Source organism: Haloechinothrix alba, from assembly GCF_900188115.1.
Classification (GTDB): domain Bacteria; phylum Actinomycetota; class Actinomycetes; order Mycobacteriales; family Pseudonocardiaceae; genus Haloechinothrix; species Haloechinothrix alba.
Window position 1 is genome coordinate 104,490 of record NZ_FZNW01000008.1, and the last position, 21,851, is coordinate 126,340.

Annotated in this window: 22 protein-coding genes; 3 read left to right on the forward strand and 19 right to left on the reverse strand. The window is 69.2% G+C overall.

Annotated features, from left to right (window positions below; all coding sequences use genetic code 11):
* Positions 1–80: 80 nt before the first annotated feature.
* From CHB84_RS09395 to CHB84_RS09455, 13 genes are all read right to left on the reverse strand, one after another.
* Positions 81–860, reverse strand: a complete 780-nt coding sequence (locus CHB84_RS09395) for an enoyl-CoA hydratase/isomerase family protein (RefSeq protein ID WP_089301155.1) — start codon at positions 858–860, stop codon at positions 81–83.
* A gap of 73 nt (positions 861–933) precedes the next feature.
* Positions 934–3,243 (reverse strand): RelA/SpoT family protein, encoded by a 2,310-nt coding sequence (locus tag CHB84_RS09400; protein ID WP_089301156.1) that lies wholly within the window; start codon positions 3,241–3,243, stop codon positions 934–936.
* A 94-nt stretch (positions 3,244–3,337) separates the two neighbouring features.
* Entirely contained in the window at positions 3,338–4,570 is a 1,233-nt protein-coding gene (secF, locus tag CHB84_RS09405; protein ID WP_217898508.1) for a protein translocase subunit SecF, read from the reverse strand.
* A gap of 76 nt (positions 4,571–4,646) precedes the next feature.
* Positions 4,647–6,464, reverse strand: a complete 1,818-nt coding sequence (secD, locus tag CHB84_RS09410; protein WP_089301158.1) for a protein translocase subunit SecD — start codon at positions 6,462–6,464, stop codon at positions 4,647–4,649.
* Positions 6,465–6,792: 328 nt separating this feature from the next.
* Entirely contained in the window at positions 6,793–7,197 is a 405-nt protein-coding gene (gene yajC / locus CHB84_RS09415) for a preprotein translocase subunit YajC (RefSeq protein WP_089301159.1), read from the reverse strand.
* Positions 7,198–7,398: 201 nt separating this feature from the next.
* Positions 7,399–8,463: a Holliday junction branch migration DNA helicase RuvB gene (ruvB, locus tag CHB84_RS09420; protein ID WP_089301160.1), complete on the reverse strand. Its 1,065-nt coding sequence runs from the start codon at positions 8,461–8,463 to the stop codon at positions 7,399–7,401.
* A 37-nt stretch (positions 8,464–8,500) separates the two neighbouring features.
* Positions 8,501–9,118 (reverse strand): Holliday junction branch migration protein RuvA, encoded by a 618-nt coding sequence (gene ruvA, locus CHB84_RS09425; protein WP_089301161.1) that lies wholly within the window; start codon positions 9,116–9,118, stop codon positions 8,501–8,503.
* On the reverse strand, positions 9,115–9,708 hold the full coding sequence (ruvC, locus tag CHB84_RS09430) for a crossover junction endodeoxyribonuclease RuvC (RefSeq protein ID WP_176439884.1): 594 nt from the start codon (positions 9,706–9,708) through the stop codon (positions 9,115–9,117). The genes ruvA and ruvC overlap by 4 nt, the downstream gene beginning before the upstream one ends.
* Positions 9,709–9,831: 123 nt before the next feature.
* Complete coding sequence (locus CHB84_RS09435) at positions 9,832–10,368, reverse strand: DUF4262 domain-containing protein (protein WP_089301163.1); 537 nt, start codon at positions 10,366–10,368, stop codon at positions 9,832–9,834.
* Positions 10,369–10,434: 66 nt separating this feature from the next.
* Positions 10,435–11,184 (reverse strand): YebC/PmpR family DNA-binding transcriptional regulator, encoded by a 750-nt coding sequence (locus CHB84_RS09440; protein WP_089301164.1) that lies wholly within the window; start codon positions 11,182–11,184, stop codon positions 10,435–10,437.
* A 171-nt stretch (positions 11,185–11,355) separates the two neighbouring features.
* Positions 11,356–11,973, reverse strand: a complete 618-nt coding sequence (gene pdxT, locus CHB84_RS09445; RefSeq protein ID WP_089301165.1) for a pyridoxal 5'-phosphate synthase glutaminase subunit PdxT — start codon at positions 11,971–11,973, stop codon at positions 11,356–11,358.
* Positions 11,974–12,139: 166 nt separating this feature from the next.
* Complete coding sequence (locus tag CHB84_RS09450; RefSeq protein WP_089301245.1) at positions 12,140–12,460, reverse strand: AzlD domain-containing protein; 321 nt, start codon at positions 12,458–12,460, stop codon at positions 12,140–12,142.
* Positions 12,460–13,164 carry an AzlC family ABC transporter permease gene (locus tag CHB84_RS09455; RefSeq protein ID WP_089301166.1) on the reverse strand — a complete coding sequence of 235 codons (705 nt, stop codon included), beginning with the start codon at positions 13,162–13,164 and terminating at the stop codon, positions 12,460–12,462. The genes CHB84_RS09450 and CHB84_RS09455 overlap by 1 nt, the downstream gene beginning before the upstream one ends.
* A gap of 81 nt (positions 13,165–13,245) precedes the next feature.
* Between CHB84_RS09455 and CHB84_RS09460 the strand changes: the two genes are divergently transcribed.
* Positions 13,246–13,794 carry a helix-turn-helix domain-containing protein gene (locus CHB84_RS09460; protein WP_089301167.1) on the forward strand — a complete coding sequence of 183 codons (549 nt, stop codon included), beginning with the start codon at positions 13,246–13,248 and terminating at the stop codon, positions 13,792–13,794.
* A gap of 39 nt (positions 13,795–13,833) precedes the next feature.
* Here CHB84_RS09460 and pdxS read toward each other — a convergent pair whose 3' ends face one another.
* Positions 13,834–14,760: a pyridoxal 5'-phosphate synthase lyase subunit PdxS gene (pdxS, locus tag CHB84_RS09465; protein ID WP_089301168.1), complete on the reverse strand. Its 927-nt coding sequence runs from the start codon at positions 14,758–14,760 to the stop codon at positions 13,834–13,836.
* A 329-nt stretch (positions 14,761–15,089) separates the two neighbouring features.
* Here pdxS and CHB84_RS09470 point away from each other — a divergent pair, with 329 nt between their 5' ends.
* On the forward strand, positions 15,090–17,222 hold the full coding sequence (locus CHB84_RS09470; RefSeq protein ID WP_089301169.1) for an elongation factor G-like protein EF-G2: 2,133 nt from the start codon (positions 15,090–15,092) through the stop codon (positions 17,220–17,222).
* 39 nt (positions 17,223–17,261) lie between these two features.
* Here the strand turns inward: CHB84_RS09470 and CHB84_RS09475 are convergent, their stop codons facing one another.
* From CHB84_RS09475 to CHB84_RS09495, 5 genes are all read right to left on the reverse strand, one after another.
* Positions 17,262–17,795, reverse strand: coding sequence for a LemA family protein (locus CHB84_RS09475; RefSeq protein WP_089301246.1), 534 nt, complete (start codon positions 17,793–17,795; stop codon positions 17,262–17,264).
* A 2-nt stretch (positions 17,796–17,797) separates the two neighbouring features.
* Positions 17,798–18,964, reverse strand: coding sequence for a glycosyltransferase family 4 protein (locus CHB84_RS09480; RefSeq protein ID WP_089301170.1), 1,167 nt, complete (start codon positions 18,962–18,964; stop codon positions 17,798–17,800).
* Entirely contained in the window at positions 18,961–19,926 is a 966-nt protein-coding gene (locus tag CHB84_RS09485) for a phosphatidylinositol mannoside acyltransferase (protein ID WP_089301171.1), read from the reverse strand. Before CHB84_RS09485 ends, CHB84_RS09480 begins: the two co-directional genes overlap by 4 nt.
* Positions 19,923–20,534 carry a phosphatidylinositol phosphate synthase gene (pgsA, locus tag CHB84_RS09490; protein ID WP_089301247.1) on the reverse strand — a complete coding sequence of 204 codons (612 nt, stop codon included), beginning with the start codon at positions 20,532–20,534 and terminating at the stop codon, positions 19,923–19,925. Before pgsA ends, CHB84_RS09485 begins: the two co-directional genes overlap by 4 nt.
* Positions 20,535–20,670: 136 nt before the next feature.
* Positions 20,671–21,171, reverse strand: a complete 501-nt coding sequence (locus CHB84_RS09495; RefSeq protein WP_089301172.1) for a MarR family winged helix-turn-helix transcriptional regulator — start codon at positions 21,169–21,171, stop codon at positions 20,671–20,673.
* A gap of 99 nt (positions 21,172–21,270) precedes the next feature.
* On the opposite strand from CHB84_RS09495, the gene CHB84_RS09500 reads away from it, so the two are divergent.
* The gene (locus tag CHB84_RS09500) at positions 21,271–21,810 is read left to right on the forward strand and encodes a YceI family protein (protein WP_089301248.1); all 540 of its coding nucleotides are present in this window, start codon (positions 21,271–21,273) and stop codon (positions 21,808–21,810) included.
* Positions 21,811–21,851: the final 41 nt, after the last annotated feature.

Genomic DNA, 21,851 nt, shown 5'->3' on the forward strand with positions numbered 1-21,851 from the left:
ACCTCGGTTCCGTCCAGGGAGCCTGACGTGACATTCGGCTCCCGACCCTGGGGTGGGGTCGGTACCGACCTCGCGGTGTATCAGCGGTGCGGGAACTGCGGGGTCCGGCGTTCCAGGAAGGCGGATACGCCTTCGGCGTAGTCCGGTCCGGTGATCGCCTCCGAACGGATACGGTCCACCTCGTCATCCGCCTCCGGCTGGCCGTCGGTGATCTTGGTGATGATGCGGTTCATCCCGCGCACCGCGAACTGCGAACGCGAGCCCAGCGTCGCGGCGAAGGCGCGCGCGTCGCCATCCAGCTCGTCATCCGTGCTTGTGTCGTTGACCAAGCCGATCTCCCTGGCCCGCGGGGCGTCGACGAGCTGCCCGGACAGCAGGAAGTACCGTGCCTGCGCCGGGCCGACCAGCCCCACGAGCTGCCGGGTGGAGAGGTAGTCGTAGACGATCCCCAGCTTCGCAGGGGTGATCCCGAACCGGGCGTTGGCGGCGGCGAACCGGAAGTCACACGCCACCGAGATCTGGCATCCACCACCGATGCAGTTGCCCCGGACCACGGCGACGCTCGGCTTGACCATCTCGGACAGCGACCGCACGGCCTCCTGAACCGCCTCGTCGTAGCGCGCGGCTCCCTCGGCGCTGGAGCGCAGCTCACGGAACTCCCCGATATCGGCCCCCGCGGAGAAGTTCGCGCCGGAGCCGGTCACCATCAGCACCTTCACCGCCGGGTCGTCCTCCACCTCGCGGACCACCCGCGGGATCTCCGACCACATCTCCAGGGTGATCGCGTTGTGCTTGTCCGGCCGGGTGAACGTCAGCCATGCCAGGTCGCCCTCACGCACCAGTTCGAAACCTTCGATCATGGCCCGTAGCCTACGGTGTGCCTTCCGGGCGTGGCCGTGCCGACCCGGCGCCATGCCCGGGCCGCCGCGCCGGTCAGGAAGCGGAGGTCACCCGGTAGACGTCGTAGACGCCCTCGATGCCCCGGACCGCCTTCAGGACGTGCCCGAGGTGCTTCGGATCACCCATCTCGAAGGAGAAGCGGCTGACAGCCACCCTGTCGTACGACGTGGTCACCGAGGCCGACAGGATGTTCACCTTCTCGTCGGCGAGTACCTTCGCAACGTCGGAAAGCAAGCGGTGCCGGTCCAGCGCCTCCACCTGGATCGCGACCAGGAACACCGACGACTCCGACGGGGCCCACTCCACCTCGACGAGCCGTTCCGGCTGGCCGCGCAGGTCATCGGCGTTGGTGCAGTCCGTGCGGTGCACGCTCACGCCACCGCTCCTGGTCACGAACCCGAGGATCTCGTCCCCGGGCACGGGTGTGCAGCACCGGGCGAGCTTGCTCCACACATCGCCCGCGTCCTTGACGACCACACCGACGTCGTTGCTGCCGCGCCGCCTGCCCACCGTCGACGGGGTGGAGCGTTCCGCCAGCTCCTCCTCGGCCTCGTCGACACCCCCGATGAACGCGACCAGGCGCTGCACGACGTGCTTGGCGCTGGTCTTGCCCTCGCCGACGGCCGCGTACATCGCGCTGATGTCCGCGTAGCGCAGCTCCGTTGCCAGCGCGCTCATCGAGTCCGCGGACACCAGCCGCTGCATCGGAAGGCCCGCGCGGCGGATCTCCTTGGTGATCGCTTCCTTGCCCTGCTCGATCGCCTCGTCGCGGCGTTCCTTGGCGAACCACTGCCGGATCTTCGCGCGCGCCTTGGGCGAGCCGACGAAGTTCAGCCAGTCCCTGCTCGGTCCCGCCGACTCCGCCTTGGACGTGAAGATCTCCACGACCTCGCCGTTGTCGAGCTTGCGTTCCAGCGCCACCAGCCTGCCGTTGACCCGCGCACCGATACAGCGGTGCCCCACCTCGGTGTGCACGGCGTAGGCGAAGTCCACCGGAGTGGCACCCGCGGGCAACGTGATGACGTCGCCCTTGGGCGTGAACACGAATATCTCCCGGGTCGCCAGGTCGTAGCGCAGCGACTCGAGGAACTCACCGGGGTCGGCCGCCTCGCGCTGCCAGTCCAGCAGCTGCCGCATCCACGCCATGTCCTCGACGCCGGAGTCGCCCTTGTGCGTACCGCGCGTCTCCTTGTACCGCCAGTGCGCCGCGATGCCGTACTCCGCCGTGCGGTGCATCTCGTGCGTACGGATCTGCACCTCGAGCGGGTTGCCGTCCGGCCCGATCACCGTGGTGTGCAGCGACTGGTACACGCCGAAGCGCGGCTGCGCGATGTAGTCCTTGAACCGCCCCGGCATGGGCTGCCACAGCGCGTGCACCACCCCCATGGCCGCGTAGCAGTCCCGTAGTTCGTCCACAAGGATCCGGACCCCGACGAGGTCGTGAATGTCGTCCAGGTCCCTGCCCCTGACGATCATCTTCTGGTAGATCGAGTAATAGTGCTTGGGGCGGCCCTCCACCGTCGCCTGGACCCGCGAGTTGTTCAGCTGCGCGGAGAGCTGGTCGACCACCGAGCGCAGGTAAACGTCCCGCGAAGGCGCGCGGTCGGCAACCAGCCGCACGATCTCGTCGTACTTCTTCGGCTGCAGGATCGCGAACGCCAGGTCCTCCAGCTCCCACTTGATCGTGGCCATGCCCAGGCGGTGCGCGAGTGGAGCCAGCACCTCCAGCGTCTCCCGCGCCTTGCGGACCTGCTTCTCCGGTGGAAGGAACCGCATCGTGCGCATGTTGTGCAGCCGGTCCGCCAGTTTGATCACCAGCACGCGCGGATCGCGCGCCATCGCGATGACCATCTTGCGGATCGTCTCGGCCTCGACAGCGGTACCGAGCTTGACCTTGTCCAGCTTGGTGACCCCGTCCACCAGCTGGCCGACCTCCTCGCCGAAGTCCTCCTTGAGCCTGTCCAGCGAGTAGCCGGTGTCTTCCACCGTGTCGTGCAGCAGGGCGGCGACCAGGGTGATCGTGTCCATCCCGAGCTCAGCCAGGATCGTGGCCACCGCGAGCGGGTGGGTGATGTAGGGGTCCCCGGACTTGCGCTGCTGGTCCCGGTGCAACTCCTCGGCGACGTCGTAGGCGCGCTGCAGCAGCGCGAGGTCCGCGCTGGGGTGCAGCTCCTTGTGCACCGAGACAAGCGGCTCCAGCACCTGCTTGACCGAACCCGCCCGCTGGCCGGTGATCCGCCGGGCCAGCCGCGCACGCACACGCCGGGTCGCCGAACGGGCCTCTTGCGGCCTACGGTCGGTCGTTTCCTCCGCAGGTGTCGAGGAACCGACGTCTTGGCTCACCCGGACCTCCTACCTGCTCACGCGTTCGCTACGTCCAGCGTAACGCCACCGGGTCCGGACCGTGTGCGTCGGTGCGGGTCAGTGAGGTCGCGGGCTACCGCCCTCGCTTGCCCGACGGGCGACCTGCCGACTTGCCCGAGGACTTGCCCGTCGGGGTACCGGAGCTCTTGCCAGCGGGTTTGGCGCTGGGCGAAGCACCCGACTTGGAGCGTTTCGGGGTGCGCGCAGGCACGCTCGCCGCGGCCGCGTACGCCTTCTCCTTACGCACCTCGCTGCTGAGCACCTCGTCGTCACCGGTGTCCGGCGCCTCGTCCCCTTGGGAGCCCGCGCCGCGGCGCGCCAATCCGCGCCGGGAGTACACCCGAGCGGCTTGGTCCCGGTACTCCTGATCGCGCATCTTGAGGTCGACCAGTACCGGAACGGCGATGTAGATCGATGACGCGGTCCCGACCGTGATCCCGATCGCCTGGACGAGCGCGAGGTCCTTCAGCGTCCCCGCCCCGAGCAGGCCAGCCCCGATCAGCAGCAGCCCGAGAACCGGAAGTAACGAGGTCAGGGAGGTGTTGATCGACCGCATCAGCGTCTGGTTGTTCGCGAGGTTCGCCGCCTCGCCGTAGGTCTGCCTGCTCAGGTTCAGCAGGCCACGGGTGTTCTCGTTGACCTTGTCGAAGACGACCACGGTGTCGTACAGCGAGTAGCCGAGGATCGTCAGCAGCCCGATGACCGTGGCCGGGGTGACCTCGAAACCGACCATGGAGTACACGCCCGCCGTCACCGTCAGGTCGACGGCGAGCGCCACCAGTGCCGCGACGGCCATCCATTTCTCGAAGTACAGCGCGATGAACACCGATACCAGCACGAGGAACACGACGAGCGCGATCAGCGCCTTCTGTGTGATCTCCCCGCCCCAGGACGCGCTGACCGCGCTGTCACTGATGGCAACCTCGCTCGGCGACCCGTCGACGCCGACGGGTTGGAACTCGTCGAACAGCGCCGACTTCACCTGGTCGGTCTCGGAGACGGTAAGGGTCTCCATCCGGAGCTGGACGCTCGCGGCATCCCCCGAGCCGACCAGCTGCGTCACCGAGGGCTCGACGCCGATCGCCTCGCTGACGACCTCGCCCGCCTCGTCGGGATCGATCTCGCCTGCCGCGCCCTCGGCGGGCATCTGCATCTGGGTGCCGCCGACGAACTCGATTCCAGGTGTGAAACCCCGGAACACGATGGTGGCGATGCACGCCAGCATCACGGCGGCGCCGATGATGTACCAGTACTTGCGTGTCTCTATGAACTCGAAACCGCCCGTGCCCAGGTAGATCTGCGCCATCTTGCCGTGCCGCTTGCGCCCGGCGGCGCCGCCGGCAGGTTTCGCCTCGTCCTCGGTGGTGGATGACTCGCTCACGTTACGTCCCCTCCGCCGGTGCGACTCCACGCGCTCGCGCGTTGCGCTGACGCTGCGCCACAGCGCCCAGGTCCTGCACCATGCCCAGTCCGGACAGGGTCTTGTTGTTCAAGATCCTCCAATGGCCCGCGATCGCAAGCAGCGGGTGCGTCACCATGAACACCACGACGAGATCGAGCACCGTGGTCAGCCCGATGGTGAACGCGAAGCCCTTCACCTGGCCCACCGCGAGCACGTACAGCACCCCGGCGGCGAGGAAAACCACCGCGTCGGCGGACAGGATCGTCCTTCGCGCTCGTACCCAGGCGCGCGGGACCGCGGAGCGGACGGTCCTGCCCCCACGTATCTCGTCCTTGAGCCGTTCGAAGTACACGACGAAGGAGTCCGCGGTGACACCGACGGCGATGATCAGTCCCGCCACGCCTGCCAGGTCCAAGGTGTAGCCCATCCACCTGCTCAGCAGCACGATCACCGGGTAGATCAGGCCTGCGGTCAGCCCCAGTGAGGCGACCAGCAGGACGCCGAGCAGCCGGTAGTACAGCACGCTGTAGGCGATCACCAGCGCGAACCCCAGTGCGCCCGCGAGCAACCCGGCCTTCAGCGAGGCCAGGCCCAGGGTCGGCGACACCGTCCGCGCGTCGGACTGCTCGAACGACAGCGGCAGGGCTCCGTACTGCAGGATGTCCGCGAGGTCCTGGGCCTCCGACTGGCTGAAGTTGCCGGTGATGCGGGTGTTGCCCCCCGGGATCGGCTCGTTCACCGACGGAGCCGAGACGACCTGGGTGTCGAGCACGAAAGCGACCTGCTTCTGCTCCGGGACGCTGGCGAAGTCCGAGGTGATCTGCGCCCACTCGGAGGTGCCCTCGCTGTCGAAGTCGAGCGTCACCTGGTGACCGGCACCGTCCTGGCGGAACCCGGAGTTGGCGTCGCTGATGTGCTCGCCCTCGAGGATCACCGGCCCCAGCACGTACTTGCTCGGCGGGATCGCCTCCGGGTCGTTCGGATCAGCAGGCTCCCGATCCTTGCTGCACGCCACGAGGGGCAGGTCGGGGTCGTCGTTGCCGCGCAGCGGGTCCACCGCACCCGGGGAGCAGTCCAGTGACTCCAGCGCGGCCTGTATCGCCTGCTGCGCCTCCGGGCCCTCCTCGCCGATGGCCGGGTTCTGCCGGACCTCCTTGGCCTCGGCGATCTCCTGGCGGGTCTCCTCGTCGAGCCCCTCGCCGGAGTCGTCCGCCTGCCGGCGCGCTCCGGCGTCGCCGGTGGCCGCGGCGCCACCGGGAGCACCGGCGGTACTGCCACCGCCCTCGGCAGGCTCCTCAGTCGGCTCGCCAGAGGGCTCTTCACTGGGTTCGTCGGCAGGCTCGGCGTCGGACTCCCCCGCCGGGGACTCCGACTGGTCCCCTTCCTGCTCGTCGGGCTGCTGCATACCCTCCGACTCGACGGGAACCTGAGCGATCACCTCGCGGAACCCCAGGCGCGCCGTCTGGCCAAGCGTACGAGCCTGCTCGCCTTCCTCACCCGGCACCGTGATGACGATGTTGTTGCCGTTCCGGACGACCTCGGCGCCCGCGACACCCATGCCGTCCACGCGCTCGTTGATGATCTCGCGCGCCTGTTCCAGCTGCTCGTGCTCCGGCTCGGAACCATCCGGCGTGCGCGCCGTCATGGTCACCGTGGTGCCGCCGCTGAGATCGATCCCCAGGGTGGGGCGCGCCTCGCGGTCGCCGGTGAAGAACACGAGGCCGTACAGCGCGACCAGGATGAGCAGGAAGAACGCGAGATAGCGTCCAGGGCGGATGGTCCCGGCCGGTGGTGCCACGGGAGTCGGTCTCCTCGAACTGGATAGCGTTCTACGGTGGGCAGGCCCGCGTCCACCCAGCAGGGCGACGCCGACGCGGCAGCAGTGTACTCAGCGCTACGTGAACGTAGCGTAATGCCCCTCCCGGAGCATACTCACTTCCGTCTGTGACCTACGCGCCACGGCATACCGGCACGGCTGTGCCGTGCGACAGGCACAATGCCGTACCGCGCATCGACGCCCATCAGGTGGCCGTACCGGCCCACCGGCCGAGCGTGGGCGACGGAAGCCGGGCGACTTGCACGAACGGTGGCGAGGCGCTCGCTCGCCGCCGCGAGTACAACGCGAGTTACTGCTTGCCGCCCGACTCGGCTGAGGAAGCCACCTCGGCGGAACGGTCCTCGTCGTCGTCCTCGGTGGAGTCGGTGCCGGAGGACTCGTCGAGGTCCTCGTCCTCAGAGTCTTCAGAGTCCTCGTCGAACTCGTCCTCGTCGACCGGCTCGATCTTCTTGGTGACCGCCTGGCGCAGCCACGTGGTCACCAGCCCGTCGGCGATCTCGAGCTCGAGAGTCTCGTCATCGCTGAGGTCGACGACAGTGGCGTAGAGGCCGGTCGAGGTCATCACACGGTCGCCGACCTCGAGACTGTTCTGCAGCTCCTGGTGTTCCTGCATCTGCTTCTTCTGCCGGCGCACACTGAGGAACAGCGGCAGCGCGAGCAGGAGCAGCAGCATCGGCAGGAATAGCGTTTCCATTCGGTCTCCCTAAGATCGACGTACGCGCGTGCCCTCGTACGTCCTAGTATCCAGTACGCGTCCAGGTGGCGAGTGTGCCAGGCCACCCGGTAGGCACCATCACCGGCCCACACGACCACAGTGCGCCGCAAACCGGACACGGGTCAACTCACGCCGCTCCGGTTCGGCTCCGCCGTACTCGCCGGGGACCGCGCGGCAGGCTCAGTCGAACAGCGTCGGGCCACCCTCGCCGCGCGGGTTCTGCAGTGGTCCGGCCCCGAGGTGCCGCCACGCGAACTCGGTGGCCACCCGGCCGCGCGGCGTGCGAGCCAGCATCCCGGCACGGACGAGGTACGGCTCGCACACCTCCTCGACGGTGGCCGCCTCCTCCCCGACCGCGACCGCCAGCGTGGAGATTCCGACCGGGCCGCCCCGGAACGACCGCACGAGCGCCGTGAGCACGGCACGGTCGAGCCTGTCGAGGCCCAGCTCGTCCACGTCGTAGACCGCCAGCGCCGCGCTCGCGATGTCCCGCGTGACGTGCCCGTCCGCGCGCACCTCTGCGTAGTCGCGCACCCTGCGCAACAGGCGGTTCGCGATCCGCGGCGTACCGCGCGACCTCCCCGCGATCTCGGCACCTGCCTCCGCGTCGAGGCTGACACCGAGGATGCTCGCGGAGCGCCGGAGCACATCCTCGAGCTCCGCGGGTTCGTAGAACTCCATCTGGCCGGTGAACCCGAAGCGGTCGCGCAGCGGCCCGGTCAGCGCTCCGGTACGCGTGGTGGCCCCCACCAGCGTGAACGGGGCGATCTCCAGCGGGATGCTCGTGGCACCCGGCCCCTTGCCGACGACGACGTCGACGCGGAAGTCCTCCATCGCGAGGTAGAGCATCTCCTCGGCCGGGCGGGCGATGCGGTGAATCTCGTCGATGAACAACACGTCCCCCTCGACCAGGTTCGACAGCATCGCGGCGAGGTCGCCGGACCGTTCCAGCGCGGGTCCGGAGGTGACGCGGATCGCGCTGTCGAGCTCCGCGGCGATGATCATCGCCAGGCTCGTCTTGCCGAGTCCGGGAGGCCCGGACAGCAACAGGTGGTCGGGCGCGACACCGCGCCTGCGCGCGCTCTCCAGCACGAGCTCGAGCTGCTCACGAACCTTGGGTTGACCGACGAACTCGGCCAGCTTGCGGGGGCGCAGCGTCGACTCCACATCGCGATCCCCGCTGTCCGGCAAGGCCGACAAGGGGGACTGTTCCTCCGCCGCATCCCCCGTGCCGTCACCGTGCATGATCAGAGTCCCTCCCCCGTGCCGTCAGCGCGCACGATCATAGCCGCTGTCCCAACGTCGACAGGGCAGCCCGCAGCACCGAGGAGGTGTCCGCGGCCCGGCCGTCGGCCCCGTCCCCGAGCACGCCGTCGACGGCCTGCTCGGCGTGCCGGGCAGTGAACCCGAGCGAGACCAGCGCCTCCACGACTTCCTCGCGTACGGGCTCGGACTGCGCGGCCGCTTCCGTCCCGGCGGCACCGGAGCCGCCCGCGGGCACCGTCGCGATCTTGTCCCGCAGCTCGAGGCTGAGCCGTTCCGCCCCCTTCTTCCCGATGCCGGGCACCTTCGTCAGCAGGCCGATATTGCCCTCCGACAGCGCCGAGCGCAGCGCGTCCGGCTCGAGCACGGCCAGCGCGGCCAGCGCCAGCCGTGGACCGATCCCGGAAACCGTCTGCAGCAGGGTGAACAGCTCGCGGGACTCGAGGTCGACGAACCCGTACAGGGTCAGCGAGTCCTCCCGTACCACCAACGTCGTATGCAGGTCGGCCCGCTCGTTCACCCGCAGGGTCGCCAGGGTCGAGGGCGTGGCCTGCACGGCCAGCCCGACACCACCGACCTCGACCACCGCGTGGTCCAGCGCCGTGGACAGCACGGTGCCGCGTATCGACGAGATCATTTCTGCGACCTTCCTTGCTGTACGCCTTGGTTGCCTCGCCGCGCCGCCGCGAGTCGCGCCTTGTGCTTCGTCGCCAGATCCGCGGCACGCTGCTCGGCCTCGGCGAGCCGGGCACGCATCGGTGCCCGCCACAGGTGGCAGATGGACAGCGCGAGCGCGTCCGCCGCGTCCGCGGGGCGAGGTGTGTCCTCGAGCTGGAGCAGGCGGGTGACCATGGCCGAGACCTGCGCCTTACCGGCACTTCCCGACCCCGTCACCGCGGCCTTGACCTCGCTCGGGGTGTGAAACGCCACCGGCAGGTCACGCCGCGCGGCAGCCAGTGCGATGACCCCACCCGCCTGCGCGGTACCCATGGCGGTACGCACGTTGTGCTGGCTGAACACACGCTCGATGGCGACCGCATCGGGCCGGTAGGTGTCCAGCCACTCCTCGATGGCGTCGGCTACCGCCAGCAAGCGCGCGGACAGGTCCGTACCCGCGGGTGTGCGCACCACGGACACCGCGACGCTGCTGACCGACCGCCCCTGACCGCCGTCGACGATGCCGAGCCCGCACCGCGTGAGGCCGGGATCGACGCCGAGCACTCGCACGCAACCTCCTCGGTACTCTGCACGCTCCGCGTGGTCCCGCTTGCGGGTCATGACGGCGCGCCAACCTACTTCGCGAACACTCGTTCGACCCCGGAGATTACCTTCTCGCCCGGCGTGCCGCGTTCAGGACTCGCCGCCTGCCTGCGGGCCGGAGTGCGGATTCCGGCTCTCCGGCTTGCCGCTGCGCGTCAGCAGCGGTTGCCACTCGGCGAATCCCGCAGGCGCCTCGGCACTCCACGGCCAGTACCCGTCCGGGGTGGGCACGATGATCTGCAGCGCGGGAAACGCCCCGTCCGGGTAGAGCAGGAAGGCGCTGCCGAAGTACTGCGGGTAGTGCTCGGCGGAGACGCGTTCGAAGGCCACGGGGACACCGTCGAAGAAGTCGTCGCACACGGTGCCGGGAACGAAGCGCTCCCCGGTGGCCGCGCGGTCGACGTAGGCGTCCAGCAGGACCGGGCCCATCTCGGCGGGCAGGCCGATCACTACCGCCTCGGGCACGCGATGTTTCCACCACGCCCCCGCGGTGAAGCAGAATCCCGCCTCTGCACCTTCCGGAGGCACCGACACCACAGCGTTGCCCCGGTTGTCGAGCTCGGCGAGCAGGCTGTCACGGAGCTGAATATCGTCATCGGTCAGGGTTCGCGTCGACACAGCGGCCATTCTGCAGCACTGGCCCCACGCGGCCTAGTGTCCCGTGCCGTGTCAGCCGAACTCTGCGGCGAAGCGTCAGCCAACCTGAGCCATCACGTCGTCGCTGACGTCGAAGTTGGCCCAGACGTTCTGTACGTCGTCGAGGTCTTCGAGCGCGTCGATCAGCTTGAACACCTTCTTGGCGCCGTCGGCCTCGAGTGGCACGTTCACGGAGGGAATGAAGCTCGGCTCGGCCGACTCGTAGTCGTACCCGGCCTCCTGCAACGCGCTCCGCACGGCGATCAGCTCACCCGGCTCGCACACGATCTCGAAGCTCTCCCCGAGATCGTTGACTTCCTCGGCCCCGGCATCGAGCACGGCCATCAGCACGTCGTCCTCGGTCAACCCGTTCTTGCGCAGGATGACCACGCCCTTGCGGGTGAACAGGTACGACACCGACCCGGCATCGGCGAGGGAGCCGCCGTTCCGGGAGAGCGTCGCGCGCACCTCGCCCGCAGCGCGGTTCTTGTTGTCGGTCAGGCACTCGATCAGGACCCCGACGCCGTTCGGCGCGTAACCCTCGTACATGACCGTCTGCCAGTCGGCCCCACCGGCCTCGTCCCCCGCCCCGCGCTTGCGGGCACGCTCGATGTTGTCCGCGGGCATCGAGCTCTTCTTCGCCTTCTGGATGGCGTCGTAGAGCGTGGGGTTGGCCTCCGGATCGCCACCACCGGTTCGCGCGGCGACCTCGATGTTCTTGATCAGTTTGGCGAACAGCTTGCCCCGCTTGGCATCCAGCGCGGCCTTCTTGTGCTTCGTCGTCGCCCACTTGGAGTGGCCGCTCATCGTTCCTCCAATTGCTCCGGGTGCTTGCCGGCGCGCGTGGTGTCCGGGATAGGCAGGTCCTGCCGCGAGCGTGACAAATCACGTCCGTACCCGACCATCCGCCCCGGCGAGCTCGTCGCCGGACGGCCGGCCCGCGTCCCCGCCGGACCCGCGAACGACCGTCCCGGCATCTCAGCGTGCACCGACCATGCCTGCGAACAGCTCGTGCATCCGCCGGTCACCCGTGAGCTCCGAGTGAAACGCGGTTGCCAGCACGGAGCCCTGCCGCACCGCTACGATCCTACCTGCCGCCCGCCCGGCGGCCGGGGTCTCGGGCACTCTCGCCAGGACCTCCACGGCAGGCTCGACCGACTCCACCCAGGGGGCCCTGATGAACACCGCGTGCATCGGCCCCCCTCCGACACCGGTCACGTCCAGGTCCTCCTCGAACGAGTCGACCTGCCTGCCGAAGGCGTTGCGCCGCACGATCATGTCGAGCGCACCGAGCTGATGCTGGTCCGGCCTGCCGTCCAGCACCTTGCCGGCCAGCAGGATCATCCCGGCGCACGAGCCGTACGCCGGCATCCCCTCCGCGAGGTGCCTGCGGAGCGGCTCCAGCAGGTCGAACGCCTCGAGCAGCCGGGACATGGTGGTCGACTCGCCACCCGGGATCACGATTCCGTCCACGGTGGACAGCTCGCCCGCCCGGCGCACGGGCGATGCCCGCGCCCCGCATTCCTCGAGCGAGACCACGTGCTCGCGCACGTCACCCTGCAACGCGAGCACACCGATATGTGGCTCCGCCACCACTACACCACCTGCCCGGACGATTCGTCAGCACGCGCGCGGGGCGCCGGGAGCGCCCTCATCAGCTGCCGTGCCGCACTCGAGCGCGCGGCTCAACCTTATGCCGCGACGGCCGGAGCACCGCCGGTGGGCCCCGCAGCGGTGTTCGGCAGGCCGAACGCGCCAGCATCTACGGTACGCCGGCCATCCGCAACGCCGCCGCGACCGCTGCGCCTGCGAGCACCACGACGAGGAACGGTGCCCGCAACCACGCGAGCACACCCCCGGCCAGCACGCCTGCGGGACGGGCCCATCCGGCGAACCCCTCGCCGTCCACGAGTGCCTGCGTGGCGACAAGGGCCGCGAGCAACACGACCGTGGCCATCGTGATGCGTCGGGTGAGCCAGTGCGGCAGCTGCACCCTGTCCCGCAGGGCCGGACCGGCACAGCGCAACGCGTACGTCCCCGCGGCCAGCGCGACCACCGTGGCGACCATGCTCCCTGCCGGCATCATCGCGACTCCCCGACCACGCCCGGCACGGCCGCCCGTGGCGTGCCTGCGGGTACCACGAGCAGCGCCAGCAGTGCCGCCAGGACCGGCATGCCGGATGGCAGGACGGGAGCGCTGGCCAGCGCGACGCACGCGCCGAGTACGGCAGCAGTGGCCATGCGCCGCTCGCGCAGCGACGGCCGGACCAGCGCGAGCAGCATCGCGGGGAACGCCGCGTCCAGCCCGAACGCGGCCGTGTCGCCGATCGCCGTCCCGGCGAGCGAGCCGGCGAGCACGCCGATGTTCCAGGTGGCGAACAACCCGACACCCAGCGTCCAGTACACCGCTCGCCGCCGCGCGGGGTCCTGCTGCGCGATCGTGAACGCCACCGTCTCGTCGATCATCAGGTGTGCCCCGACGTACCGTCGCCAGCCGGAACCGAGGGCGTCGGAGACGGCGAACCCGAAGGGTAGGTGCCTGCTGTTCACGGCAAGCGCCGCGGCCAGTGCGCCGAGCGGCCCGCCTCCCGCCGTCAGGATGCCGATGAACACGAACTGGGACGCTCCGGCGAACACCAGCAGCGACAGCGCGGCCGGTAGCCACAGTGGCAGGCCCGAGCCCACCGCGATCGCCCCGAAAGCCAGGCCAACGACCCCGATCGCGGCGGCGACCAGCGCGGCATCCGCCGCGAGATCACGTCCAACTGTTCGCCATACCGAACGCATAGTATCTTGTGTAGAACACACATGGATTGTTCGTCAAGTCGAACGGATGACCCGGTATGCCGAACACAGGTCGTGACACGCATGCAGACGCCACTGGAGACCATCTCGGTGTCGCTCCGCAGGGAGCGGGAACGGGCCGGGCTGTCGCTCAGCGAGCTCGCCAAGCGCGCGGGCATCGCCAAGTCCACGCTCTCGCAGCTCGAAGCCGGGTCGGGTAACCCGAGCGTGGAGACGCTGTGGGCGCTCGGGGTCGCGCTCGACGTACCGTTCTCCCGGCTGGTCGAACCACCCGAGCCACGGGTTCGCGTGATCCGCTCGGGTGAAGGCCCCGGCGTCGCCTCCGAGCAGGCGAGCTTCGTCGGCACGTTGCTGTCCTCGTGCCCGCCATCGGCACGCAGGGACATCTACGTCATCTCGCTGGAGCCCGGGTCACCGCGCGTGGCCGAGCCGCACATGCCGGGCACGGTCGAGCACCTCACCGTGGCCGCGGGGCGCCTCCGTGCCGGTCCCGCGGGCGACCCTGTCGACCTGGCGGTCGGCGACTACCTGGCGTTTCCCGGCGATGTATCGCACGTCTACGAGGCGCTTGACCCGGGAAGCTGGGCGGTTCTCGTCATGGAACACACCTGATCCGCGCCGACGCCGGTGACCGCGTCGGCGCGGCAGGCTTCACCAGCCGCGTTCGGCCAGGCGGTGCGGCTCCGCGACGTTCTCGACATTGATGCCGACCATCGCCTCGCCCAACCCGCGCGAGACCTTCGCCAGCACGTCCGGATCGTCGTGGAACGTCGTCGCCTTGACGATCGCCTCCGCCCGCTGCCCGGGATTGCTCGACTTGAAGATGCCGGACCCGACGAACACGCCTTCTGCGCCCAGCTGCATCATCATCGCCGCGTCCGGCGGTGTGGCCACTCCCCCTGCCGTGAACAGCACGACGGGCAGCTTGCCTCGCGAGGCGACCTCCCGGACCAGCTCGTACGGGGCCTGCAGCTCCTTGGCGGCGACGTAGAGCTCGTCCTCCGGGAGCGAGGACAGTTTGCGGATCTCCGCCCGGATCTGCCTCATATGCGTGGTGGCGTTGGAGACGTCGCCCGTTCCGGCCTCCCCCTTCGAGCGGATCATCGCCGCACCCTCTGTGATACGCCGCAACGCCTCGCCCAGGTTCGTCGCCCCGCACACGAAGGGAACCGTGAACGCGAACTTGTCGATGTGGTTGGTGTAGTCGGCAGGCGTAAGCACCTCGGACTCGTCGATGTAGTCGACGCCGAGCGACTGCAACACCTGTGCCTCGACGAAATGCCCGATGCGTGCCTTGGCCATCACCGGGATCGAGACGGCATCGATGATGCCGTCGATCAGGTCCGGATCGCTCATCCGCGCGACGCCGCCCTGCGCCCGGATATCCGCGGGGACCCGTTCGAGCGCCATCACCGCGACCGCACCGGCGTCTTCCGCGATCTTGGCCTGTTCCGGGGTGACCACGTCCATGATTACCCCGCCCTTGAGCATCTCGGCCATGCCACGCTTCACGCGGGCAGTACCTGTCTCCGCTACGGGGTTCGGGCTGGTCCCGTTCGAGCCGTTGACGGCAGTCAATGCACGAGCCTTTCTGTCATCCGTGATCCACGGGACGAGCCATTCGACCGCAGGGGAAGCATCTACCGTGGCGTTCGCGCGCGACCTCCGAACCGTACTGCCGCGCCGAGGAATGGCGTGTCCGTGGCTATCCAGAGCTTCCACTGCCATCGTACGGGCCGCGTGGACCGCTCGTGCAGGCCAGTATGCGGCAATTCCGGAAGTCCACTTTCCGCTTCGGAGGCGTCACACGCGGCCATCGATCATCACCCTGCCTCCCCTTGCTCACCGCGGCGATTCGGTGTGTGATCGATGACACACCCGTAGACGTGGGGCCACGGAGGCAGGTCATGGTGGACAAGCAAGCGAAGAACGGCCGCGGTTCCGCGGCGATGGCGGTCGATGACCCGCGTAAGGTGCGTAACGTGGTCCTTGTCGGCCCGTGTGGCTCCGGCAAGACCACCCTCATCGAGGCGTTGCTCACCGTCTCCGGCGCACTGGACCGGACCGGCTCTGTGACGGACGGCACGACCGTATGCGATCACGACCCCGCGGCGGTCCGGCAGCAGCGTTCGGTCGGCATCGCGTTCGCCCCGATCACGCACGACGGCATCAAGATCAATCTGATCGACACGCCCGGATACGCCGACTTCGTCGGCGAGCTGCGTGCCGGGATGCGCGCCGCGGACGCCGCGCTGTTCGTGGTGTGTGCCGCTGACGGCGTCGACGCCGCGACCGTCGCGCTCTGGAACGAGTGCGCAGCGATCGACATGCCACGCGCGGTGGTGATCTCCCGCACCGACCACAAGCGCGCCGACGTGCTCGGCGAGATGCGCGCGTGCCAGGAGGCGTTCGGGGCAGGCGTCGTCCCGCTCTACCTTCCGGTCGACGGTGAGCAGCCGGGACTCGTGGGGCTCATCACCCAGCAGCGATCGGACTACAGCGCCGGCTACCCGCCCACGATGATCGCGGCCGGCACGCAGGCCACCAGCGCCGCAGGCCCCATCAGCGCGGCGCGTGACGAGCTGATCGAGGGAATCATCGCGGAGAGCGAGGACGAGACCCTCATGGATCGCTATCTCGGCGGCGAGCAGCTCGACGAGGCCGCGCTCATCGACGACCTGGAGACGGCCGTCGAGCGCGGCTCGTTTCACCCGGTCATTCCCGTATGCGCGCACACCGGCGTCGGTCTCGCCGAGCTGCTCGAGCTGGTCGGCCGCGGGTTCCCGTCCCCGCTCGAGCACGAGCCGCCCGACGTGACCGGCGTCAACGGGGATCCGCACGACACGCTGCGCGCCGACCCCGACGGGCCGCTTGCAGCCGAGGTGGTGCACACGAGCATGGACTCCTATGTCGGTCGTATCTCGCTTGTCCGGGTGTTCTCCGGCACCCTGCGACCGGACCGTACGGTGCACGTTTCCGGGCACGGTCTGACCGAGCGCGGGCACGCGGATCACGACGTCGACGAGCGTGTCACGCACATCTACTCGGCACGGGGGACGGAGCTGAGCGAGGTGCCCTACTGCGTGGCAGGCGACGTCTGCGCGCTGACGAAGATCGGGTCGGCGGAGACCGGCGACACGGTGTCGCTGCCGTCCGACCCGGTGCTGATGCGGCCGTGGTCGATGCCGGAGCCGCTGCTGCCGATCGCCGTCGTGGCCAACAAACGCGGCGACGAGGACGCTCTGTCGCGCAACCTGGCGCGCGTGGTGGCAAGCGATCCCACCCTCCGGCTGGAACGCAACTCCGAGACGAACCAGCTCGTGCTGTGGTGCATGGGCGAGGCTCACGCGGACGTGGCGCTGTCCAGGCTACGTGCGGGCGGCATCGATGTGACGACGGAGGATGTCCGTATCCCGCTGCGCGAGACGTTCTCCGGTCCGGCGCGCGGACACGGGCGGCACATCAAACAGTCCGGCGGGCACGGCCAGTACGCGGTGTGCTTCATCGAGGTCGAACCGCTTCCGCGCGGTGCGGGGTTCGAGTTCGTCGACAGGATCGTCGGTGGTGTCATCCCCAACCAGTTCATCCCGAGCGTGGAGAAGGGGATACGCAACCAGCTCGCGCTCGGCGTCGCCGAGGGGTACCCGATGGTCGACATCCGGGTAACGCTCGTGGACGGCAAGGCCCACAGCGTGGACTCCTCCGACGCGGCGTTCCAGACAGCGGGCGCCCTCGCGTTGAAGGACGCGGCGGCGAACGGCTCGGTCATCCTGCTCGAGCCGCTCGACCAGGTCGTGGTGCGGGTCCCCGACGAGCATGTGGGAACGGTGCTCGGCGACCTGTCCGCCCGGCGTGGCCGGGTTCTCGGTACCGAAGCCACCGCGGGCACGTCCACTGTCCGGGCGGACGTCCCGGCCACCGAGCTGCTGCGCTACGCCACCGAGCTGCGCTCGATGACCTCCGGCACCGCGTCGTTCAGCCGCACCTTCTCCCGCTACGAACCCGCGCCGCAGAACATGACCGCCCATACGGGTGGCTGAATGACGCTTTCAGTCCACTGCGTGGATGCAAGGCGTCATTCAGCGATCGGCACGGGGGCCCGGCTCGGCGATCTCGAAGTAGTCCGGGGCCGGTGCGCTACCGGCAAGCCGGAAATAGCGCACCGCGGGCAGCCTGCGCACCGACAGCGTGTCGCGAACCGCGTCGTTGTAGACCCTGCGTGCGATCACCACGCGCTGCTCGGCGTCGGACAGCTCCCCGGCCAGGTCCGGCGGCAGGGCCGAGGTGTCGACCGCGGCCAGCAGCCGGGTGAGCTCGCTTTCCCGGATCTCGCGCTCGGCACGCCCGGCCCGTTCCGCCCGGTCCGCGGCGGCGCGCAACTCGGCTGCCGTGTCGGCACGGTCGGCCCGGCAGGCGCTGTCCGGGTCCACCATGCCGACCGCAACCGCCCGTGCCACAACCGCACGCCGGTCGAGAGCGGCCTTCAGCGCGGCCCACCCCGCGTCGGTGCGCACGTGCAGGCGGTCCAGCCGGTTCGCCGCCGAGACCAGCATCCCGCCGACGACCAGCGTCACAACCAGCAGGCAGACGAGGACCAGCAGCAGTACGGTCACGGTCACTCCACCGGTCCTGGCTGCCGGGCTCGCGACTGCCGCACCGCTTCGCGGACGCGCCGCGGATCCGCGGCAACCGCCGTGTCGTAGACCCGGAGTACCTGCTCACAGACCGTCGACCAGTCGTACCGTGCCACGCGTTCCGAACCAGCAGCCGCCAGCTCCGCGCGCCGGCCGGCGTCCCCGAGCAGGCCCCGCAACGCCCTGGCGAGCGCGGCGAAGTCTCCCGGCTCGGTGAGCATTCCGGCGTTCCCGTCGTCGAGCACCCGCCGGAACGAGTCCAGCGCGCTGGCCACCACCGGGGTACCCGCCGCCATAGCTTCGGTCAGGATCATGCCGAAGCTCTCCCCTCGCAGGTTGGGCGCGCAGTACACGTCCACACTCCGCAGCACGCGTGCCTTGGTCTCGTCATCGACCTGCCCCAGCAGCTCGATGCGCTCGCCGAGCCGCTCGCCGGCCTGCCGGAACAGCACATCCTGCTCGCCCCTGCCGACCACAAGCAGGCGCAGCCCGGGGAACTCCTCGGCCAGACCGTCCAGAGCCTCCAGCAACACGCCCATACCCTTGCGGGGTTCGCTGTACCTGCCGACGAACCCGATGGTCCGGCCCGGCCGCGGATAGCCGGGAAGCGGTTCGGCCGCTGCGAAGAACTCGGTGTCCACCCCGTTGGGAATCTCCACCGCATCGCCGCCGAGGTGCTCGACCTGCACGCGGCGTGCCAGCGCCGATACCGCGATGCGCGCGGTGATCTTCTCCAGCCACGGCCGCAGGAGGGGCCCGAAACCGGACAGTGTGCGCGACTTCATCGTGGAGGTGTGAAACGTGGCCACGATCGGGCCGTCGGCCACCGTCAGCGCCAGCAACGACAGGCTGGGCACGGTCGGCTCGTGCAGGTGCAGGACATCGAACTCGTTGTCCCTGAGCCACCGGCGCACCCTGGCGAAGGCCAGGGGACCGAACTGCAGCCGCGCGACGGAGCCGTTGTACGGGATTCCCACGGCCCTTCCGGAGGGATGCACGAAGTCGGGCAGCTCCTCGGCCGCGCCGGCAGGCGCCAGTACCGATATCTCGTGCCCCCTGCGCAGGAGCTCATTGGCCATGGCGGTCACGTGACCCTGAACCCCGCCCGGTACGGCGAACGAGTAGGGGCAGACGATTCCTATCCTCACGACGGCCCCAGTTCTTCCGCGTTCGGCTCCGACCCGTCCGCTGGCTCCCCCGCACCCCCTCGAGCGTCGGACAGGTCGGCCAGCCACAGCTTCTGCAGCATATGCCAGTCGGCAGGGTGAGCGGCGATGTCTCCGGCGAAACAGTCGGCGAGCAACTGGGTCGCCGAGGCCACCTCCTCCCGGCTGTCGACCCGGATGCGCGGGTGGATCCGCAACCCCCACCCGTCGTCGGTGAACCAGCTGCCGACGGGCAACAGGGCAGCGCCGGTGTCCGCAGCCAGCCGCGCAGGCCCGGCAGGCATCCGCGTGCGTTCGCCGAAGAACGTCACATCGATTCCGGCCGAGGTCAGGTCGCGATCAGCGAGCAGGCACACCACCCGATTGGCGCGTAACCGCTCGCGCAGCGTCGCGTAGGTCCTGATACCGCCGGAGAGCGGGAGGATCTCGAATCCGAGCGACTCGCGGAACCGGACGAACCGGCGGTACAGCGACTCCGGCCGCAGCCGTTCCGCCACCGTGCTGAACCGGCCCGAGTAGTGTACGAGCCACACGCCCGCCACATCCCAGTTCCCGCTGTGCGGCAACGCGACGATCACCCCCCGGCCTTCGCGCAGTGCCACGCTGAGGTTGTCCACCCCGTCGATGCCCTCGCTGACCTTGCGATACAGCTTGTCGAGATCGACAGCAGGCAGCCGGAACACCTCCTGCCAGTACCGCCCGTAGGAACGCAGCGCCTTGCGGGTCAGCTCGTCGAGCTCGTTCGGCCCCGCCTGAGGCACCACCCGCGCGAGGTTCCTGCGCAGCTGGCGCGCCCCTGGGCCGCCGCGACGGGCCGCCATGTCGCCGCCGACGGCGAACAACGTCTCGGCGACCTTCGCCGGTGCAGCCCTGACCAACCACCACCCGGTCACGTAGGCCAGCTCCTGGCTGCGCGAACCCAGCCACTGCCATGGCGTCGTCATCGACCTGCCTCCCGGGCCGAACGATGTGCGGCGACCACGCGCTGCACGAACGTCGCTGCGGACAACCCCACGAGTATCCACAGAGCGATCTCAACGGTGTGCGGGACCCCGAATCCGTGCAAGCCGGTACCGACAAGGGCGATGATCAGGCGTTCGGGCCGCTCGATCAACCCGCCCTCCGCGGTCAACCCCGATGCCTCGGCCCGCGCTTTGACGTAGGAGATGATCTGGGCGAGGACGAGTGCGAGCAACGCAGCCACCGCAGCCGTCCGGTTGTCGTCCACGGCGAAGCACCACCAGGCTATTGCCGCGAACAGCGCACCGTCGGCCAACCGGTCGCCGGTGGCGTCGAGCACGGCGCCGAACGCCGTCGGTCGCCCGGTCGCGCGGGCCATGGCACCGTCCAGCAGGTCCAGCATGGCGAAACCCCAGACCACGAAGGTCCCTGCCAGCAGCATCCCGAGCGGGAAGAACACCAGCGACGCCACAACCACGCCGACCGTCCCGATCAGCGTCATACCGTTCGGGGTCAACCCGGCACGGACCAGGGTGCGCCCGAGCGGATCGACGACTCGGGACACGGAGGCGCGGGCAAGGACGTTCAGCATCGGCTCGTAGACCCTCACATCTGTAACTGCGCGCTCGATACGGTGCGGCCAGGCCAGCCTAGCTGGCGACCCCTCCACCACCGGCGTCGCCGTCGCGTGTGCGCGTGTCCCGGCGCAGCGCCCGCGCGGCAGCCCGCTAGCCCGGACCTTCGTCCGCATCGGCCTCGACGGCCTCGCACTCCTCGGCGAGACCGTCGACGATCGCGCCGGTGATCTCGCCGAGCCTGCGCACCTGCTCGCTGTCGAGCACGTCGAACAGCGCTTTCCTGACCGCCTCGACGTGGTCCGGAGCTGCCGCTTCGAGTACCGCCCTGCCCTGCTCCGACAGCGTCGCCCACGCCCCTCGCTTGTCGGTGGGGCACGAGGTGCGGATGACCCACCCTTTGGCTTCCAGCTTGGTCACGGCGTGCGAGAGCCGGCTTCGGGAGAACCGGGACCGCACAGCGAGCTCGCTCATCCGCAGCGTGCACTCCGGCGCCTCGGACAGCGAGACGAGGACCTCGTAGTAGGTGTGCGGGATTCCCGCGTCCTGCTGCATACGGCGTTCCAGGTACTCGCTGAGCATGCTGGTGGCGGCGAGGTACCTACGCCACACGCGCTGCTCGTCCTCGGTGAGCCAACGCACTCCGTCGTTCATACCGGCATCATACCCCTTGGTTGAACCTTCAAGTATCTATCGTTACGATATGGTTGAGTCTTCAACGATTCGATGTTCAACAACCTGAAGGGAACACGCATGACTACTGCCACCACCGCGCTGCCCACCGGAACGTGGGTCATCGACCCCGCGCACTCCGAGGTCACCTTCAAGGTCCGGCACCTGGGACTGGCCAGGGTCCGTGGCGAGTTCACCTCATTTCGCGGGCAGATCGTGACCGGCGAGAGCGTGACCGACTCGACGGTGACCGCCGAGATCGACGTGGCTTCGCTCGACACCGGCAACGAGAACCGGGACCAGCACGTGCGCTCGGCGGACTTCTTCGACGCCGACAACCACCCGACGATGGGCTTCCGCTCCGTGAGCATCACTCCCGACGGCGACGCGTACCGCATCGACGGTGAGATCTCCTGGCGCGGGTACACGGTTCCGGTCAGCCTGCACACGGAGTTCCACGGTGTCGGGCAGAACCCCGCGAACAACGACGCGACAACGCTCGGCGCCTCCGCCGAGGCGACCATCAACCGGCTCGACTTCGGTGTCGGGGAGCCCGGTAACGCCATACTCAGCGAGCAGGTGAAGATCATCCTCGAGATCGAAGCCGCACTGCAGTCCTGAGCGCGACCCGCACCGCGTGAGGTGTCGCGTGCACCTGAGCG